At 64.4% G+C, this 17,115-nt stretch carries 18 protein-coding genes; 7 read left to right on the top strand and 11 right to left on the bottom strand.

Annotation, left to right across the window (positions count from 1 at the left end; all coding sequences use genetic code 11):
* Positions 1–13 precede the first annotated feature (13 nt).
* The gene (locus tag QBK88_RS14725; protein ID WP_268143034.1) at positions 14–964 is read left to right on the top strand and encodes an ABC transporter substrate-binding protein; all 951 of its coding nucleotides are present in this window, start codon (positions 14–16) and stop codon (positions 962–964) included.
* Positions 961–2,655, top strand: a complete 1,695-nt coding sequence (locus tag QBK88_RS14730) for a glycoside hydrolase family 3 N-terminal domain-containing protein (RefSeq protein ID WP_277962562.1) — start codon at positions 961–963, stop codon at positions 2,653–2,655. The genes QBK88_RS14725 and QBK88_RS14730 overlap by 4 nt, the downstream gene beginning before the upstream one ends.
* Before the next feature lie 55 nt (positions 2,656–2,710).
* Here QBK88_RS14730 and QBK88_RS14735 read toward each other — a convergent pair whose 3' ends face one another.
* The 4 genes from QBK88_RS14735 to QBK88_RS14750 form a co-directional block, all read right to left on the bottom strand.
* Positions 2,711–3,481: an ABC transporter ATP-binding protein gene (locus QBK88_RS14735; RefSeq protein WP_277962563.1), complete on the bottom strand. Its 771-nt coding sequence runs from the start codon at positions 3,479–3,481 to the stop codon at positions 2,711–2,713.
* A gap of 2 nt (positions 3,482–3,483) precedes the next feature.
* Positions 3,484–4,332 (bottom strand): ABC transporter permease subunit, encoded by an 849-nt coding sequence (locus QBK88_RS14740; RefSeq protein WP_277962564.1) that lies wholly within the window; start codon positions 4,330–4,332, stop codon positions 3,484–3,486.
* A gap of 164 nt (positions 4,333–4,496) precedes the next feature.
* Positions 4,497–4,907 carry a DUF4440 domain-containing protein gene (locus QBK88_RS14745; RefSeq protein ID WP_268143030.1) on the bottom strand — a complete coding sequence of 137 codons (411 nt, stop codon included), beginning with the start codon at positions 4,905–4,907 and terminating at the stop codon, positions 4,497–4,499.
* On the bottom strand, positions 4,888–6,255 hold the full coding sequence (locus tag QBK88_RS14750) for an MFS transporter (protein ID WP_277962565.1): 1,368 nt from the start codon (positions 6,253–6,255) through the stop codon (positions 4,888–4,890). Before QBK88_RS14750 ends, QBK88_RS14745 begins: the two co-directional genes overlap by 20 nt.
* 105 nt (positions 6,256–6,360) lie before the next feature.
* Here QBK88_RS14750 and QBK88_RS14755 point away from each other — a divergent pair, with 105 nt between their 5' ends.
* The 5 genes from QBK88_RS14755 (at position 6,361) to hpaR (ending at position 11,023) form a co-directional block, all read left to right on the top strand.
* Positions 6,361–7,257 carry a LysR family transcriptional regulator gene (locus tag QBK88_RS14755; protein WP_277962566.1) on the top strand — a complete coding sequence of 299 codons (897 nt, stop codon included), beginning with the start codon at positions 6,361–6,363 and terminating at the stop codon, positions 7,255–7,257.
* 199 nt (positions 7,258–7,456) lie between these two features.
* Positions 7,457–8,956: an APC family permease gene (locus QBK88_RS14760; RefSeq protein WP_268151622.1), complete on the top strand. Its 1,500-nt coding sequence runs from the start codon at positions 7,457–7,459 to the stop codon at positions 8,954–8,956.
* Entirely contained in the window at positions 8,937–9,485 is a 549-nt protein-coding gene (locus QBK88_RS14765) for a DUF3156 family protein (RefSeq protein ID WP_277962567.1), read from the top strand. Before QBK88_RS14760 ends, QBK88_RS14765 begins: the two co-directional genes overlap by 20 nt.
* Positions 9,486–9,599: 114 nt before the next feature.
* Positions 9,600–10,565 carry a transcriptional regulator FeaR gene (gene feaR, locus QBK88_RS14770; protein WP_277962568.1) on the top strand — a complete coding sequence of 322 codons (966 nt, stop codon included), beginning with the start codon at positions 9,600–9,602 and terminating at the stop codon, positions 10,563–10,565.
* 35 nt (positions 10,566–10,600) lie between these two features.
* Entirely contained in the window at positions 10,601–11,023 is a 423-nt protein-coding gene (hpaR, locus tag QBK88_RS14775; RefSeq protein ID WP_268143025.1) for a homoprotocatechuate degradation operon regulator HpaR, read from the top strand.
* 107 nt (positions 11,024–11,130) lie between these two features.
* Here the strand turns inward: hpaR and hpaI are convergent, their stop codons facing one another.
* The 7 genes from hpaI to QBK88_RS14810 form a co-directional block, all read right to left on the bottom strand.
* Positions 11,131–11,925, bottom strand: a complete 795-nt coding sequence (hpaI, locus tag QBK88_RS14780) for a 4-hydroxy-2-oxoheptanedioate aldolase (RefSeq protein WP_277962569.1) — start codon at positions 11,923–11,925, stop codon at positions 11,131–11,133.
* Between the two features lie 10 nt (positions 11,926–11,935).
* The gene (gene hpaH / locus QBK88_RS14785) at positions 11,936–12,739 is read right to left on the bottom strand and encodes a 2-oxo-hept-4-ene-1,7-dioate hydratase (RefSeq protein ID WP_277962570.1); all 804 of its coding nucleotides are present in this window, start codon (positions 12,737–12,739) and stop codon (positions 11,936–11,938) included.
* Positions 12,740–12,753: 14 nt separating this feature from the next.
* Complete coding sequence (locus QBK88_RS14790) at positions 12,754–13,158, bottom strand: 5-carboxymethyl-2-hydroxymuconate isomerase (protein WP_277962571.1); 405 nt, start codon at positions 13,156–13,158, stop codon at positions 12,754–12,756.
* A gap of 11 nt (positions 13,159–13,169) precedes the next feature.
* Positions 13,170–14,093: a 3,4-dihydroxyphenylacetate 2,3-dioxygenase gene (gene hpaD / locus QBK88_RS14795; RefSeq protein ID WP_277962572.1), complete on the bottom strand. Its 924-nt coding sequence runs from the start codon at positions 14,091–14,093 to the stop codon at positions 13,170–13,172.
* Between the two features lie 66 nt (positions 14,094–14,159).
* Entirely contained in the window at positions 14,160–15,620 is a 1,461-nt protein-coding gene (hpaE, locus tag QBK88_RS14800; RefSeq protein ID WP_277962573.1) for a 5-carboxymethyl-2-hydroxymuconate semialdehyde dehydrogenase, read from the bottom strand.
* A gap of 4 nt (positions 15,621–15,624) precedes the next feature.
* A complete protein-coding gene (locus QBK88_RS14805; RefSeq protein WP_277962574.1) occupies positions 15,625–16,392 on the bottom strand; it encodes a fumarylacetoacetate hydrolase family protein in 768 nt (255 codons plus the stop codon).
* A 10-nt stretch (positions 16,393–16,402) separates the two neighbouring features.
* The gene (locus QBK88_RS14810) at positions 16,403–17,062 is read right to left on the bottom strand and encodes a fumarylacetoacetate hydrolase family protein (RefSeq protein WP_277962575.1); all 660 of its coding nucleotides are present in this window, start codon (positions 17,060–17,062) and stop codon (positions 16,403–16,405) included.
* Between the last annotated feature and the right edge of the window lie 53 nt (positions 17,063–17,115).

Here is a 17,115-nt window from a genome sequence, read left to right on the forward strand (position 1 = left end):
CCCGGAGGGCTGTATGCATCGTCGTGATCTGCTGCGTTCGTCCCTGGCGCTGGGCGCGTTGGCCGCCGGCAGCCTTGTGCTGCCGGACTGCAGCGCATGGGCCGCCGACAAGCCTTTGCGGGTAGGACGCTACAAGGGCGACCTGTCCTATTTCTTCGACCTCGCGGGGGTCAGGCTGGATTACCCGGTGGAGTACTACGTGGGCGGTGCGCCCATCACCGAAGCCCTGGCCAGCCAGCAATTGGACCTGGCCGGCATGAGTGAGATTCCGCCGGTATTCGCCTTGCCATCCAACACCACCTACAAGCTGGTGGCGCTGATGAAGGGCAACCCTGACAGCCAGGTCATCCTGGTGCCCGACGGCTCGCCCCTTCAAAACCTGGGCGACCTGCGCGGCAAGCGCATCGGCTACGTGCGGGCGACCACCTCGCACTATTTCCTGCTGCGCGTGTTGCGTGAACAGGGGCTGGCCTGGAAAGACGTAACGGCGATCAACCTGTCCACCCAAGACGGCTTTTCGGCGTTCCAGACGGGCCAGTTGGACGCCTGGTTCATCTATGGGGTGTTTATCCAGTTGGCCAAGTTCCGCCTCAAGGCGCGGGTGTTGCGCAACGCACAGGGTTACCTGTCGGGCAATTACCCCTTCGGCATGACCAACACCGCCTGGGCCGACCCCCAGCAAAGCGCCCGCGCCAAGGACTACCTCAACGCCTTGCAGCGTACCCTGGACTGGGTCAAGGCCCAGCCACAGGCCTGGGCCAGGCAAAGCGAAGTGCTCACCGGTGTCGATGCCGCAGCCTACCTCGATCAGCTCGACAACACCGGCAGCCTGGGGCGCATTCTGGCCCCGACCCGCGCCGATATCCAGTCCCAGCAGGCCGTCGCCGACACATTGTTCGACGTCGGCGCCATACCCCGGCAGGTTGATGTCAGCCCGCTGTGGGACCTCGATTTCCTCACGTGAGTACCCTTGCCACCATGTCGCATTTCCTCAAGTCAGCACCGTTCAATCTCGACAGCGAGGCCTTGGCCTGGGTCGATAAAACCCTGGCCTCGCTCAGCCAGCACGAAAAGATCGGGCAGTTGTTTACCCTCGCATCGCGCACCAACGCCATCGAGGACCAGCGCGCCGTGCTGGGGTTCGCTCCCGGTGGCGTGTTCAGGCCGGCCAGCGGCACCCTGGAACAGGTATGGCAGGCCAACCGTTTCCTGGTGGAGAACAGCCCGGTGCCGCTACTGTTCAGCGGCGACATCGAGGGCGGTGGCGCTGGCTACCGCATAAACACCGAGCTGCCCAACCCCTTGGGCCTGGCAGCCGCTGACGACGTGGCGCTGTCGCGCGCGGTGGTCGATGTCATGGCCCGTGAAGCTCGGGCCCTGGGCTACAATTGGTCGTTCACCCCCTTGCTGGACATCAATGCGACCTTTCGCAGCGCTATCGTCGGCACCCGTTCCTATGGCAGTGACCCGGCCAAGGTGCTCAAGCAGGCGCTGATCAACGTCGAACAGTTCCGCGAGGCCGGCATCGCCACGGCCGCGAAGCACTGGCCAGGGGAGGGCTTCGATGACCGCGACCAGCATCTGGTGGGCACCATCAACCCCCTGAGCTGGCCCCAGTGGCAGGCCACCTTCGGCACGTTGTATAGCGCCCTGATCGACGCAGGCGTGACCAGCGTGATGTCGGCACACATCGCTTTGCCCAGCTTCATTCGCGAGCACTTCCCCGACGCAGGCCGCGAAGCGTTCGAGCCGGCATCGGTGTCGCGCCTGTTGAACCAGCGGCTGCTCAGGCAGACCCTGGGTTTCAACGGTCTGATCGTGTCCGACGCCACCGGCATGGCCGGCCTCACCAGTTGGCTGAGCCGCGAGGCCTTGGTACCTGCGGTGATAGAGTCCGGCTGTGACATGTTCCTGTTCACCGAAGGTGACCCAGCCATCGACTTCAACTACATGCTCAAGGGCCTGCGCGAAGGGCGCCTGAGCGAGCAGCGCCTGGACGAGGCGGTGACCCGGGTGCTAGGCCTCAAGGCGCACCTGGGGCTGCACCGGCAGAGCGCCGAGCAGCAAGTGCCTTCGTTACCCGATGCCAGGTCGACCATCGGCACCGCCGCCAGCCGGGCCATCGCGGCGCAGGCGGCCAGCGCCAGCATCACCCTGGTCAAGGACGTGCCTGGCTTGTTGCCGCTGGACCTCAACCGCCATCGGCGCGTCGTGATCGCCGGGTATGAGCAGCACCACCCGGTGCGCAAGGGCCCGCCGATCATTCTGGCCGGGCTGCTGGAGGAAGAGGGGTTCGAGGTGCGCGCCTACGATCCGCAACAGCCGCCGACGCCTTATGACACCGACCTGCTGGTCTACGTGATCGCCGAGGAGGCCGTGGCCACCCGTGGGCACATCTACCTCGATTGGCAGCGCCTGCACGGCTCCCTCAAGGGCAGCCTGCGGCGTCATTGGCAGGACGTGCCCACGCTGCTGATTTCCCTGGGCCAGCCGTATTACCTCTACGACGCGCCGCTGGCGCCGACCAGCATCAACGCCTATAGCGCCATCGAGCCGGTGCAGCGGGCGTTGGTGGACAAGTTGCTGGGGCGTTCGAGCTTCACCGCCATCGACCCGGTGGACAGCTTCTGCGGGCAAGAAGTGGCCCGCTACTGACGTCACAACGAGACGGCGCCGCGGCCTGGTGGCCGCGGCGCCGTTCATGGCCTGTTCAGCCGTGTGAATAGCGTGGGTTTTGTTCCACGTCGCCTGTCTCGACTTCTACCCCCAACAAGCCAAGCAACTGTGCGCGCAGATGCTGAAAACCCGGCTGCCCGCTGTGTCGTGCCCGGGGCAGGTCCACGCGCACCTGCTCCGCCACGCGGCCCTGGGCCAGGACAATCACGCGGTCAGCCAGCAAGATGGCCTCGTCCACGTCGTGGGTTACCAGCAGTACCGCGGGGTTGTGCTTGCGCCACAATTCGATGATCAATTCATGCATGCGAATGCGCGTCAGGGCATCCAGCGCGGCAAAAGGTTCATCCAGCAACAGAAGGCGGGGCTCGCGTACCAGGCCGCGGGCCAGCGCCACCCGCTGTGCTTCACCGCCAGACAGGGTCGCGGGGTAGGCCTCCAGGCGGTGGGCCAGGCCCACCTCGGTCAAGGCTGCCACCGCGCGGGCCTTGGCGTTCTCCACCCGCAGGCCCAGCACCACATTCTTCCACGCCCGTTTCCACGGCATCAGCCGGGGCTCCTGAAACACCGCCGCACGTGCCGTCGGCACCCGCAATTGGCCGCTGTCGATGTTGTCCAGCCCCGCGAGCATCCGCAGCAGCGTGGTCTTGCCCGAGCCGCTGGCGCCCAGCAGGGCGACGAACTCGCCTGGGGCGATGTTCAGGTCCAGGTCATCGATGACCCGCTGGTTGCCGAACTGGCGCACCACTTTGTGCAGTTGAACGGCTGCCAACGGCTTGGCGCCGCCATGCAATTCATGGGTTGACATTGTCAGGTCCTTACGAAAGAAGGCCGCCAGGCCAGGGCGAAATGTTCCAGGGTGCGGATCAGACCGTCGATCAACAGCCCCAACAGGCTGTAGATCAGCAGGCAGATGACAATCACGTCGGTACGCATGAAGTCACGGGCATCACTGGCCAGAAAGCCGATCCCGGCCGTGGTGTTGATCTGTTCCACGAACACCAGGGCCAGCCAGGAGATGCCCAGCGCATAACGCAGGCCAACGAAGAACGAAGGCAGCGCACCGGGCAACACCACATGCCAGATCAGTTCGGCACGGCTCAGCCCCAGGGTATTGGCCGCCTCGATCAGTTTCGGGTCGATGCCGCGAATGCCGGCGAACAGGTTCAGGTACACCGGGAAGGTGGTGCCCAGCACGATCAGGGCGATCTTGGTGAACTCGCCGATGCCGAACCACAGGATGAACAACGGCACCAGGGCCAGGGACGGAATGGTACGCAGCATTTGCAGAGGGGAGTCGAGCACCAGTTCGCCACGCCTGGACAGCCCGCTGATCAGCGCGGCGACCACGCCGATGATGATGCCGATACTCAGGCTCAGCACCGCGCGTTGCAGGGACACCACCAAGTTGGTCGCCAGCTCGCCTGAAACGATCATCGCCCACAGGGTGCCGCCGATCTGCGAGGGTGCGGCGATGACTCGGGAGGGCAGCCAGCCCAGTTGGGAGGACAGTTGCCAGAACAGCAGAATGGCCAGGGGGCTGATGCAGCGTATGACAAAACCGGGTGGGCGCCAGTCGCCACGGACCTTGCGGCCGGGGAGCAGGGCGGGTTTTTCCACGGTCAGGTAAGCCGCGTCGGAAGAAGAGGGAAGGGTCATGGGCGTCCTGCAGGGCAATGGATCGTTGTGTCATCCGGTGGCACGCTGGGCCGACCGGATCGACGGGCGCGATAGACAGTAGCCGGGCAGGAAACGCCCTGTAAACGGGCTTTTGGTTATATGTTTAGTGCATGTTGGTGGTTATCTAAAATCAGATAAATGCATTATGGGTTGGCGGCGATCGCCGTCTCGTGCAGGGCCTGCCAGCGCACGCCTGCGGAGGTGACCGTCAGTATCGCCAGTGCCAGGCGTGCGGTTTGCACCCCGGCCAGCCGGTGCACTTCCTTGTAGCGCACGGCCACGCTGTCGCCAGTCTGCCAGACGCCCTGCAACTCGCTGACCCTGATCTCCAGCCCGGGCCGCGCGCCTTGCCCGCCGCTGAACAGCTGTTCTACCTGGGCGCGAGTCACTAGCCTGCCTGCCGTGGTCACCATGCTGAAGTCGTCTGCGAACACCGGCATCAGCGCGGCAATCGTCGCGTGGCCTGCCGGCCCCGGGGTCGTGAAGATGTGCTGGATCTGTTCGTGCACCTGGCGAACGCTTTCGCGCGCCTGATCAAGGTTGGGGCTGGGCATGACGTTCCTTTTGGGCGCTCAGTGCGCCGATGTGCAGGAGTGGAAACAGGCCCACCAGCGCCGCGATCAGCGCCGTGGCGTGATAGGCCTGGGTGGCGGAAAAACGGCTGAGCAACAGGTTGAACACCATCAGCAGCAGGGCGGCCCCGAGGCTGAAGGCCACTTGGCGGTTGATGTTCCAGATCACACTGGCGTGCTGCGTGTCGGTGCCCTGGAAATCCAGCAGCGCGGTGGTTTGCGCGGTATTGGCACCGATGCCGCCGCCCACGCCCATCAGGCTGTAGGCCGCCATCAGCACCCTCAGGTCTGAAGGGCCATTGACCAGGAACAGGGTAGCGATGCCCACGCTGTGCAGGCACAGGCCAAGGGTGAACAGCCGCTTGGCGCCGACGCGGTTGTAGTACCGGCCGCACAGCACAATGGCCAGGAAGGCACCGCCGGCATACAGGATCATGAACAGCCCGGTGGCCTGGGCGGTGAAGCCCAGTGTGTTCTGCAGGAAGAAGATATTCAGCAGGTTGACGCCGGTGAACACGCCGGGAATGGCGTGGTAAACCAGGATGGACAGGCTCAGGCGCGGGCTTCCGAGCAAGCGCAGGTCGATGATGGCGTCGCGTGCATGGCGTTGATGCCGGGTGTACAGCACTGCGAACAGCCCGCCAGCCGCCAGGCAGCACAGCGCCAACCACGCGCTGTAACCGGCGCCATACAATGACATGCCCAGCAGCACACTGGTCAGGCTGGCACTGACCAGCAGCAGGCCGGCCAGGTCCGGGCGCGGTTGGGCCTTGGCAGGCGCCTCCTTGATCCACAGCCATGCCAGGACGGCGGCTACCAGTGCAAAGGGAATGGTGCCGCGAAACACCCAGCGCCATGAACTGTGATCCACGATCAGTCCGCCCAGGGTGGGGGAGAGCGCGGGGGCGAGCAAGGCGACGGCCATGATCAGCGCGGAGATGCGTGCCCGCTGTTCGCCCTGGAACAGGTTGAAGGTCAACGCCTGCCCTACCGGAATCAACAGCCCCCCGGCCATGCCCTGCACGAACCGCGAGGTGACCAGCGCGCCGAACGTCGTGGCCTGCCCACACAGGCCTGCGCATACGCTGAAGGCCAGCATGGAGGCAGTGAGTACCCGGCGTTCGCCCCACCGCCCCGCCAGCCAGGTACTGATCGGGATGATCAGGGTCAACCCCAGGATGTACGCATTGGCGACCCAGGCGACAGTGGTGTCACCCACGTGCAGGTCAGCGGCGATACGTGGCATCGCCACCGCCGACATGAAGATGTTGATGCAGTCGATGAAAAAACCAACGAGGAACACGCTGGCGACGCGGTAACGGTAGGTCATGGTCTATCCCCTCTGCGCCGCAGGATAGGTGCCATCGACCGGTACTGTCGACGCCGATATACTGGATGATTTGTTTGACTGGATTGAACAATGCAGCGCGCGGCCATGCACACGCAGCTCCATCGGGCCCAGACGTTCCTGGCGGTGGTGGACTTCAACTCGTACACCCGGGCCGCCCAGTACCTGGGCATCAGCAAGGCCATGGCCAGCCTGCATGTCAAGGCGCTGGAGGAAGCCCTGGGCGTCGCCCTGCTGATCCGCAACACCCGGACCCTGGCCCTGACCGAGAACGGCGAAGCGTTCTACGACGAGTTCAAGGAAATCGTCAGTGACATCGGCACAGCCTTCGACAGCGTCATGCACCGGCGCAATCGCATTTCAGGCAAATTGCGCATCAGCACCACCAGTGAGTACGGCGAGCGTTTCATCCTGCCATTGCTGCCTGCCTTCGCCGCGCAGTACCCCGAGGTGACGCTGGGCTACCACGTCAACTCATCGCTCAATGACCTGGTGGCCGAGAAGCTGGACCTGGTGGTGCGCCTGGGCAACCTGGCCGACTCGGGGTTCAAGAGCCGCAAGCTGGCAGACTTCGACATCGTGCTGGTGGCCACGCCGGCGTTTCTGGCACGCCACCCTGTGCAGTGTCCAGCGGACCTGGAAGCCGTGCCGTGGGTCGCCAACAGCAACCTCCAGCGTCCTACCCAATGGCTGTTGCGGCACGCGTCGGGGGCCGAAGCCGCGGTGACCGGCCCGATGGCATTTGAGTCCAACTCCTCCACAGCGATTCGCGCCATGGCCCTGTCGTCGCTGGGTGTGGCGGTGCTGCCAGGCTGGCTGGTGGCTGCAGAGCTTGCCACCGGGGCCCTGCAACGGTTGTTGCCGGCGTATGCGTTGCCTCGCCAGGCCGTCAGCGTGGTATTCCCGAACAGCCGGCATGTACCGCGCAAGACTCGGGTATTCATTGATTTTCTGTGTGCGCGGCTTGGCGCTACGGCCGACTGACCTCGGTGGTGCCCAGGCGGGAAGGGGGCGGCCGGTTTCAGCGCCTGGCAGGCAGCGGCAAGTGCGACGGCAGGCAGTGGCAAGATTGACCCGCGACAAGCGCGCAGAGTGACGGCAGGGTCGATGCGCATCAGGGAGGATGCCCGGCAGTGCGCCGGTCACCCTTTCCGTCCAACACTGAAGCTGGGGCATGCACACGATGTCGATCAACCATAGGCTCACCGAGCATTTGAACCGCGGTACCGTGGGGTTTCCCACCGCACTGGCCAGCACCATTGGCCTGATCATGGCCAGCCCCGTGATTCTCACCGCCACCATGGGCTTCGGTATCGGTGGCAGCGCCTTCGCCCTGGCCATGCTGATCGCCGTACTGCTGATGCTGGCCCAGGCCACCACGTTTGCCGAAGCGGCGAGTATCCTGCCCACCACCGGCTCGGTCTACGACTACATCAACTGCGGCATGGGGCGCTTCTTCGCCATCACTGGCACCTTGTCGGCGTACCTGATCGTGCACGTGTTCGCCGGCACGGCCGAGACCATCATGTCCGGCGTGATGGCGCTGGTGAACTTCGAACACCTCAACACACTGGCCGAATCGGCGGGCGGCTCCTGGCTGCTGGGGGTGGCCTTCGTACTGGGTTTCGGGGTGCTCAACGCTTTCGGTGTCAGCGTGTTCGGCCGGGCGGAGATCATCCTGACCTTCGGCATGTGGGTCACGCTGATGGTCTTCGGTGTGCTGGGGCTGCTGGCGGCGCCGGCGGTGCAGTTGGACGGCTGGTTCGGCGAATCGCTGGTGGGCAGCGATCCGATGACGGTGCTGTCGCTGGTGGGCATGGCCATGTTCATGTTCGTGGGCTGCGAATTCGTCACGCCACTGGCGCCAGACCTGCGCAAGTCCGCCTCGGTGATGCCCAAGGCGATGATCCTCGGCCTGCTGGGGGTGGCGACCTGCATGTTCGTGTACGGCGCGGCCATGAAACGCCAGGTGGAAAACCTGCTGCTGGACCCGGTTACCGGCCTGCATGTGCTGGACACCCCCATGGCCATCCCGAAATTCGCTACCCAGGTCATGGGCAGTATCGGCCCGGTGTGGCTGGGTATCGGCTTTCTGTTCGCCGGTGCCGCTACCATCAACACGCTGATGGCCGGTGTGCCGCGCATTCTCTATGGCATGGCCGTGGACGGCGCCTTGCCCAGGTGCTTTACCTACCTGCACCCGCGCTTCAAGACGCCGCTGGTGTGCATCGCCGTGGCCGCCCTGATTCCGTGCCTGCACGCCTGGTACCTGGGGGGGAACGCCGACAATATCCTGCACCTGGTGCTGGCCGCGGTCTGTGCCTGGAGCACCGCGTACCTGCTGGTGACCGTGTCAGTGGTGATCCTGCGCATTCGCCGCCCCGACTTGCCACGGGCTTATCGTTCGCCGCTGTTTCCGCTGCCGCAGATTCTCTCCAGCCTCGGCATTCTGGTGGGCATGTGGTACATCACCCCACCCGGCATGAACCCTGCGGATATCTACGTGCCGTTCGGCATCATGCTGGGCGGTACTGCGGCTTACGCGCTGTTCTGGACCCTGGTGGTGCAGAAGGTCAACCCGTTCAAGCCCGCGCGGGTCGAAGACGTGCTGGCCAATGAATTCGCCCGCGAGCCGGGCCAACCTGCCAGCGAGTACAGCGCCCATGTTTCGTCGCCTGCTTGATCGCACGCCGTCCGGCTACCGCCCTGGGGTCACCCTGGAGCATGTGCGACGCAACCTGGGGCTGGAGGCCTTGGGTGGCGCGTTCACCACCGCCGACGGCCTGCGGGTCGAGGTGGCCGAGCGGGTCGAAAGCCAATGGCTGATGCACCTGGTGATGACTGAGTTCAGCGTGCGTGCACCTGCTTCGCGACAGAGCGCCCTGAGCCTGGAGATGCGCCATATTGGCGCGTGGCGGCGCACCGGCGTCGCCTGTGCGCGGCTGCGGGGTGAGTCGGGTTGGGCACAACGCGTGCGTCAGGCGCTGGAGCAGGACGCTGCCCTGCGCGCCGCGCTGATGCCCCTGGATTTCAAGCGGCTGCGCGTGCAAGCCCAAGGCGGCCAGTGGTGCGTGACCCTGGAGCACATGGGCGCCAGCGAAGTGGTCAATCAGGTACCTGCGTTCCGTCGCTACATCCGCCTTGATGAGCGCCAGCGCCCGCTGTTGCTGGCCGCCTTGACGCACCTGCACCGTTGCGTCAGCACCCTGTAGCGGGCTTGGCGTGGATATTGCTCTCTTTGCCACACCAAGCTTTGCAGTTGTGCGTCCATGGATAACATGTTAACTATTTACGCACAAGAATAAGGACTGTGTGTGGAGGCGAGCATGAATATCCATCAGCCAAGCCTGGATGGGCTGGAGCACTGGAACCGGACGATCCACGCCATCTGCGGCCATTTCGATACGCAATTGGCGTTCAACCGTTCGTTGTTCATCGGCGACGTGACCCTGGCCAGCCGTGGCGGCCTGGAGGTGGCGACCATTCGCACCAACGCTGGCAGCATCACCCGCGCTGGCAATGCGCCAGACACCACGGACGACGGCCAGTGTTTCCTGGTCAGCCAGCGTGCTGGTTTTTCCTCCATCACCCAAGGCACCACGCGCCTGGCGCTGAGCCCTGGTGACCTGATCCTGATGGATTCGGTGGGCGCGTGCCAGATCAGCCCGTCGGGCCTGATCGAGCATGCATCGCTGTCATTGCCCCGGGCCCAGGTGCTCAAGCGGCTGGGAAAGGGCACGCCAGCGTTCGGCAAGGTGTCCTCGAAAAAGATGTGCGGGCGCATGTTGCACCTGCTGGTGGACCAACTGTGCCGCAACGATGAACCGGGTGAGCACGATGGTGTGCAGGGGGAGGCGTTGCAGGAGGCGATGCTGTCGCTGCTGGGGTCCAGCTTCGAAGGTGGCGAGGACGCCGTGGTGACGGCCGCTGAACCTGGCAGCAGTCACCTGCGCGGTTATGTGCAGCACGTCATCGGCAAGTCGTTGGGCGAGTGTGGCCTGACCCCGGCCAGCCTGGCCCTGCGCCTGAACATATCGGTGCGTCACCTGTACCGGTTGTTCGAGGAAGAGGGCGACAGCGTGTGCCGCTATATCCAGCGTGCCCGCTTGCAGCGCAGCGCCGACGACCTGGCCAACCCGTTCCTGCGCGGTGAGTCCATCACCTCCATCGCCTACAAGTGGGGCTTCACCGACTCCGCGCACTTCAGCCGTTCATTCAGGAAGCAGTTCGACCAGTCACCCAAGGACTACCGCGTCTGCAACCTGATGGCTGGCGCCGGGGAAAAATGCTAAATTAGTTAATCTATTAATCAAGCCTGGCGCTCTTCATGTCTTCACCTCGACCTTCCCTGACCCTCAACCTGCTGCAGGCGCGCGAAGTGGCCATGAGCTTCTTCCGCCCTTCGCTGAACCAGCACGGCTTGACCGAACAGCAATGGCGCATCATCCGCATCCTCAGCCAGCAGGGTGAACTGGAGATCAACCAGTTGGCCGATCAGGCCTGCATCCTGCGCCCCAGCATGACCGGCGTGCTGACCCGCATGGAAGCGGCGGGCATGGTGCGCCGGCGCAAGGCCGAGCAAGACCAGCGTCGCGTGCTGGTGACCCTGGACAAGGAGGGTGAGGTGCTGTTCGAGTCCATGAGCCAGGACATGGAACGCAATTACGGGCGCCTGCAGGCGGAGTTCGGGCAAGAGAAACTGCAGACGCTGCTGGGCTTGCTCAATGACCTCAAGGCGCTGAAGCGCTAGGCCGCGTCGCAGGCGCCGCGTTGCGACGGGCCGAACACGGTGGCAGGACGCGGCCAGGTCCTACAGGGGCGTTTTCGACATCCATCGCCCCCGGTGCTTTCGGCAGGTCAGTAGACGCCGCCCCCGGTGCTGGGCGCCGGGGCATCCTTGAAGGTCGACGCCAGGCTCTGCAACCCGCGCATCAGTACCGTGGTGTCGACCCCCACCGCGACAAACGTCGCGCCCAGTTCCAGGTAGCGGCGGGCCAGGGTTTCGTCGGCGCTGAGGATGCCGGCGGCCTTGCCGGCGGTGGTAATGCGCACGATGGCGTCCTCGATGGCGGCCTGCACGTCGGGGTGCCCTGGGTTGCCCCTGTAGCCCAGTGCGGCGCTCAGGTCGGCAGGGCCGATGAACACGCCGTCAACGCCGTCCACGGCGGCGATGGCGTCGAGGTTGGCCAGGCCTTCGCGGTTCTCGATCTGCACCAGCAGGCATATCTGCTCGTCAGCCTTGTCCAGGTAACCGGGCACGGTATTCCAGCGCGATGCCCGTGCCAGGGCGCTGCCCACACCGCGCACGCCCAACGGTGGGTAACGGGTGGCGCGCACCAGCTCGCGAGCCTGTTCAACGCTTTCCACCATCGGCACCAGCAAGGTCTGCACGCCAATGTCCAGCACTTGCTTGATCAGCGCCGTGTCGCCGACCACCGGGCGTATCACCGGTTGGCTGGCGTAAGGGGCGACCGCCTGCAACTGCCCCAGCAGGCTGCGCAGGTCGTTGGGGGCGTGTTCGCCATCGATGAGCAGCCAATCGAAGCCGGCGTTGGCGGCCAGTTCAGCGCTGTACGGGTTGGCCAGGCCCAGCCAGAGGCCGATGAGTGCCTCGCCGCTTTGCAGGCGTTGCTTGAAGGTGTTGATGATCATGTGGCACTCCTCAGACGAACCGGCACGCAATGGAGCCGAGCATGTCGTAGTCGACATGGAAGGTATCACCCGGGTTGGCGGCCACCGGACGAGTGAAGGAACCGCCGAGGATGACCTGCCCCGGCTGCAGGGTCACGTCATACGCGGCCAGCTTGTTGGCCAGCCACGCCACGCCCTTGGCCGGGTGGTTGAGCACGGCGGCCGAGACCCCCGACTCCTCGATCACGCCATTGCGGTACAGCACCGCGGGTACCTTGCGCAGGTCGATCTCGGTGGGCCGCACGGCGCGCCCGCCCATGACCACGCCGGCGTTGGCGGCGTTATCGCTGATGGTGTCGAACACCTTGCGCGTGGCGTTGGTCCGCGGGTCGATCTGCTGAATGCGCGCGTCGATGATTTCCAGCGCCGGGATCACCCATTCGGTAGCGTCCAGCACGTCGAACACCGTGACATCGGGCCCCTTGAGCGGCTTGCCGAGGATAAACGCGAGCTCCACTTCCACCCGTGGCACGATGAAGCGGTTGAAGGGAATGTCGGTGCCTTCATCGAAGAACATGTCGTCCAGCAGCGCGCCATAGTCCGGCTCGGTGATGTTGGAGGACACTTGCATGGCCCGGGAGGTCAGGCCGATCTTGTGGCCCACCAGCTTGCGGCCGGCCTTGATCTTGTTCGCTACCCAGGCGCGCTGGATGGCGTAGGCGTCGTCGACGGTGATGGCGGGGTGGTCGAGGGAAAACTGGCGCACCTGTTCACGGCTGCGTTCGGCGTTGTCCAGGCGCTGGGCCGCTTGTTGGATAAAAGCTTGGTCGAGCATGGGAAACCTCGCAATCATTTGTTGAACAGGGGGTGCAGGCTGCTGCGCTTGCCGTCGTAGACCTGGCCTGGGCTCTCATCGATCTGCAGGGTAATGCCCACCGGGCGGCTTTCGAGGACGGGCGCCAGGTGCTCGTCGAGCACCTTGAGCAGGGCATCGCCCACCGCCTTGTGCACGGCGGCGCTGCGCCCGGCCGCCATGCGCAGGTTGGCGTAGAGGAAACCGTAATCGCCTTGGCCATCGGCCACCGCGCTGTGCTGGGCCGGGTAGGCGAGCACACGGGTACCCCCGGTGGGGAATACCTGTTTGTCGTTCTCGTCACGCTGGGCCAGCATGGTATCGGCCAGGGCGCGGGTCAGGCGCGGGAAATCCGCGTGCTGTTCAAGGTCGGGTGTGTAGAGCAGTACAAGGTGGGGCATGGAAGTGTTCCTCAGAGGCGACTGGTAGACACCACGTTAGCGGGGTTTGACGCCTGCACGTGTGGAATGCGCGAACCGTCCTGCGGGGTCACCGGGAATATCGCATTGATCTGGCCGGTGCCCGAGGCGGCGAAGTAGGGCGTCAGCACTTCGACCTTGCCGTCGTATTCAGACCAGCCCATGGCGCCCAGCAGCATGGCGGTATCGTGCATGAACCCTTCACCGTGCCCCTTGGCCGCATACTCGGGCAGCATGCCGCAGAATTCGGCCCACTCGCCGTTCTCCCACATCTGCACTACCCGCTCATCGAGGGTCTCCAGGAACGGGCTCCAGATCCGGGTGGCGAACTCCGGCGCCTGGCCGTTCTGGGCGAAACGGTGGGACAGCGAGCCGCTGGCCAGGAAGGCGACGGTGCCGTCGTAGTGATCCTCCACTGCCTTGCGCATGGCCCAGCCCAGGCGGGCACTGTCGTTGAGGTAGTGGGAGGTGCACAGGGACGAGACCGAGATCACCTTGAAGTGCTGGTCCTTGTTCATGTAGCGCATGGGCACCAGGGTGCCGTATTCGGGCGCCAGGGTGGTGGCATGGTGGGCCATGGTCTCGACACCGAAACGGTTGCACACGTCGGCCAGGATCAGCCCCAGTTCCGGGTTGCCGGGGAACTCGTAGTCCATGTTGCTGATGAAATGCGGCAACTCGTTGCTGGTGTACAGCCCCTTGAAATGGGGGCCGCAGTTGATGTGGTAATTGGCGTTCACCAGCCAGTGGGTGTCGAACACCACGATGGTGTCGACGCCCAGCTCGCGGCAGCGCCGGCTGATTTCGCAATGGCCGTCGATGGCGGCCTGCCGGAAGCCTTTTTTCGGGCCGTCGAGTTCGCTGACGTACATGGACGGTACGTGGGTGATCTTGGCGGCCAGGGCTAGCTTGCCCATGCGGGTACCTCCTGAATATTGTTGTTATGGTCGCCGCTGCCGGAGGCTGCGGCGACGGGGACGGGGTTACACCCCCCACCGCGGGATGGGGTGGCTGCCCATGGAAATGCACACGTTCTTGATCTCGGCGAACACCTCGAAGCTGTACTGGCCACCTTCGCGGCCGGTACCGGAACCTTTGACACCACCGAATGGCTGGCGCAGATCACGCACGTTCTGGCTGTTGATGAACACCATGCCCGCCTCGATACCGTAGGCCAGGCGGTGTGCCTTGCCAATGTCCTGGGTCCAGATATAGGAGGCCAGGCCGTATTCGGTATCGTTGGCCAGTTTCAGCGCCTCGGCTTCGTCCTTGAACGGGATCAGGCACACCACCGGCCCGAAGATTTCTTCCTGGGCGATGCGCATGCTGTTGTTGACGTCAGCGAACACGGTGGGCTGGATGAACTGCCCGCGTGCCAAGTGCGTTGGCAAATTGGCCGGGCGTTCCAGGCCGCCCGCCAGCAGGGTGGCGCCTTCTTCCAGGCCGACCCTGATATAACCGGTGACCTTGTCGTAGTGGGCCTGGGTGATCATCGAGCCCACTTGGGTTTTCGGGTCTTGCGGGTCACCGACGATCAGGCGCTTGGCACGCGCGGCGAATTCGGCGACGAACTGCGGGTACACGCTTTCCTGAATGAAAATGCGGCTGCCGGCGGTGCAGCGTTCGCCATTGAGCGAGAAGATGGTGAACAGGGCCGCGTCCAGCGCACGGTCCAGGTCGGCGTCCTCGAAAATCAGCACCGGCGACTTGCCGCCCAGCTCCATGGAGTACTTCTTCAGGCCCGCGGTCTGCATGATTTTTCTGCCGGTGGCAGTACCGCCGGTGAAGGAAATGGCGCGCACATCAGGGTGACGGACCAATGCATCGCCAGCGGTGGCACCGTAGCCTTGAATCACGTTGAGCACACCGTTGGGGATGCCGGCTTCCACGGCCAGGCGCCCCAGCTCGTTGGCGGTCAGAGGCGACAGTTCGCTCATCTTCAGTACCGCGGTGTTGCCCAGTGCCAGGCACGGTGCGGTCTTCCAGGTGGCGGTCATGAAGGGCACGTTCCACGGCGACACCAGGCCGCACACGCCCACGGGCTGGTAGAGCGTGTAGTTGAGCATCTGGTCGTCCACGGGGTAACTGTGGCCGTCCATGCGTGTGCACACTTCGGCAAAGAAATCGAAGTTGTGCGAGGCGCGGGGGATCAGCACGTTCCGGGTCTGGTGAATCGGCAGGCCGGTGTCCAGGGTTTCCAGCTCGGCCAGGTGCGGCACGTTCTGATCGATCAGTTCACCCAGCTTGCGCATCAGCTTCGCACGCTCCTTGGCCGGGGTGGCGGCCCATTTCGGGAATGCTTGCTTGGCGGCGGCCACGGCCTGGGCTACTTCCTCGGCGCCGCCGCTGGCAACTTCGCCAATGGCCTCGCCAGTGGCCGGGTTATGGTTCACGAACACATCTTTGCTTTCGACCTCACGGCCGTTGATCCAGTGCTTGATCATGGGTTCACGCCTTGTTGTTCTTGAAGAATCGGGTTTCGCTGACGATGCGGTTGACCAGCCGGCCCACACCCTCGACCTCTACGACCACCTCGTCGCCCGGCACTACGTCGGCCAGCCCCTCGGGTGTGCCGGTGGCGATCATGTCGCCCGGTTGCAGGGTCATGAAGCTGGACAGGTATTCGATCAGGTAAGGAATGTCGAAGATCAGGTCGGCAGTGGTGCCTTCCTGGCGCAACTCGCCGTTGACCCAGGTGCGCAGGGCCAGGTTGCCGACGTCGGGAACATCGGCGACGTCGACGATCCATGGCCCCACCGGGGTGGTGGCGTCCCGGTTCTTCACCCGCAGGTTGGGGCGGTAGTAGTTTTCCAGGTAGTCACGGATGGCGTAGTCGTTGCACACCGTATAGCCGGCCAGGTACTGCAGCGCATCCTCGCGCTTGACGTTGCGCGCCGGCTTGCCGATGACAGCCACCAGTTCGCACTCGTAATGCATGTAGGCGACGTTGTCCGGGCGCCAGCTGACCTGGTTGTGGCCGGTGTAGGTGCCGGGGGATTTGACGAACGCCAGGGGTTCGGTCGGTGGCGTGAAGGCCAGCTCTCTGGCGTGGTCGGCATAATTCAAGCCCAGCGCGAACATGCTGCCGGTGGCGGGCGGCAGCCACTGCACCTGGTCTTCAGCCAGCAGGCGGCCATCGGCGAGGCGCACGGCGTTGTCTGCTTCAACGGTGACGGCGTGGTCCTGGCCTTGAAAACGGATTCGAGCGTGTTTCATAGCGGTCCCCTTACTCGGCCACGATGGTGTTGGTGAGGCGGCCGAGGCCGGTGATGTCCACGTCCACGCGGTCGCCTGGGCGCACGTCTACGCGCCCCTCGGGGGTACCGGTGATCAGCACGTCACCGGCGTGCAGGGTCATGAATTCGCTGAGCTCGGCGATCAGTTGGGCAATGCCGCGGACGAAGTTGGCGGTGGTGTTTTCCTGCACCCGTTCGTTGTTCACATAAAGCGTGAGGGTCAACTGGTGCGGGTCGGCGATGGCGTCCACCGGTACCAGGGCTGGGCCCAGTGCGCAGAAACCATCGCGGCACTTGGCTTTCACTGCCGGGCGGTAGTAGCTGTCTTCCGGGAGGCTGAATTCGTTGACGATGGTATAGCCGGCCACATGGCTCAGCGCCTGCGCCTGGCTGACACGGCTGGCGTCCTTGCCGATCACCACGCCCAGGGCCGGGCCCGGTTGCAGGCGTTCCACGCCAGTGGGGTAGACCACCTCGCCCAGGTGCACATTGCGGGTGTTGGGGGTCTTGATGAACAGCACCGGTTTGATCGGCGGCTGTTTGTAAGGCGCCTGATCGAATTCGGCGAGGCGTTGTTGCAGCAAGCCCTGATAGTTCAGCGCGACGCCGAACAGGGTACCGCTCGCAATCTCATGCAGGCCACGGCTCATGCGGTTCTCCTTGAGGAGCAGGGCGTTGGCACCCTGCGAAAGTAATTAATGTG

It is taken from the genome of Pseudomonas sp. RIT-To-2 (assembly GCF_029623465.1).
Classification (GTDB): domain Bacteria; phylum Pseudomonadota; class Gammaproteobacteria; order Pseudomonadales; family Pseudomonadaceae; genus Aquipseudomonas; species Aquipseudomonas silvicola.

Bases quoted from the DNA above. Each gene is read 5' to 3' on its own strand.
- QBK88_RS14725 (WP_268143034.1), top strand. From the start codon at position 14: ATGCATCGTCGTGATCTGCTGCGTTCGTCCCTGGCGCTGGGCGCGTTG.
- QBK88_RS14735 (WP_277962563.1), bottom strand. From the start codon at position 3,481: ATGTCAACCCATGAATTGCATGGCGGCGCCAAGCCGTTGGCAGCCGTT.
- QBK88_RS14740 (WP_277962564.1), bottom strand. From the start codon at position 4,332: ATGACCCTTCCCTCTTCTTCCGACGCGGCTTACCTGACCGTGGAAAAA.
- QBK88_RS14745 (WP_268143030.1), bottom strand. From the start codon at position 4,907: ATGCCCAGCCCCAACCTTGATCAGGCGCGCGAAAGCGTTCGCCAGGTG.
- QBK88_RS14750 (WP_277962565.1), bottom strand. From the start codon at position 6,255: ATGACCTACCGTTACCGCGTCGCCAGCGTGTTCCTCGTTGGTTTTTTC.
- QBK88_RS14755 (WP_277962566.1), top strand. From the start codon at position 6,361: ATGCACACGCAGCTCCATCGGGCCCAGACGTTCCTGGCGGTGGTGGAC.
- QBK88_RS14760 (WP_268151622.1), top strand. From the start codon at position 7,457: ATGTCGATCAACCATAGGCTCACCGAGCATTTGAACCGCGGTACCGTG.
- QBK88_RS14765 (WP_277962567.1), top strand. From the start codon at position 8,937: ATGTTTCGTCGCCTGCTTGATCGCACGCCGTCCGGCTACCGCCCTGGG.
- feaR (WP_277962568.1), top strand. From the start codon at position 9,600: ATGAATATCCATCAGCCAAGCCTGGATGGGCTGGAGCACTGGAACCGG.
- hpaR (WP_268143025.1), top strand. From the start codon at position 10,601: ATGTCTTCACCTCGACCTTCCCTGACCCTCAACCTGCTGCAGGCGCGC.
- hpaI (WP_277962569.1), bottom strand. From the start codon at position 11,925: ATGATCATCAACACCTTCAAGCAACGCCTGCAAAGCGGCGAGGCACTC.
- hpaH (WP_277962570.1), bottom strand. From the start codon at position 12,739: ATGCTCGACCAAGCTTTTATCCAACAAGCGGCCCAGCGCCTGGACAAC.
- QBK88_RS14790 (WP_277962571.1), bottom strand. From the start codon at position 13,158: ATGCCCCACCTTGTACTGCTCTACACACCCGACCTTGAACAGCACGCG.
- hpaD (WP_277962572.1), bottom strand. From the start codon at position 14,093: ATGGGCAAGCTAGCCCTGGCCGCCAAGATCACCCACGTACCGTCCATG.
- hpaE (WP_277962573.1), bottom strand. From the start codon at position 15,620: ATGATCAAGCACTGGATCAACGGCCGTGAGGTCGAAAGCAAAGATGTG.
- QBK88_RS14805 (WP_277962574.1), bottom strand. From the start codon at position 16,392: ATGAAACACGCTCGAATCCGTTTTCAAGGCCAGGACCACGCCGTCACC.
- QBK88_RS14810 (WP_277962575.1), bottom strand. From the start codon at position 17,062: ATGAGCCGTGGCCTGCATGAGATTGCGAGCGGTACCCTGTTCGGCGTC.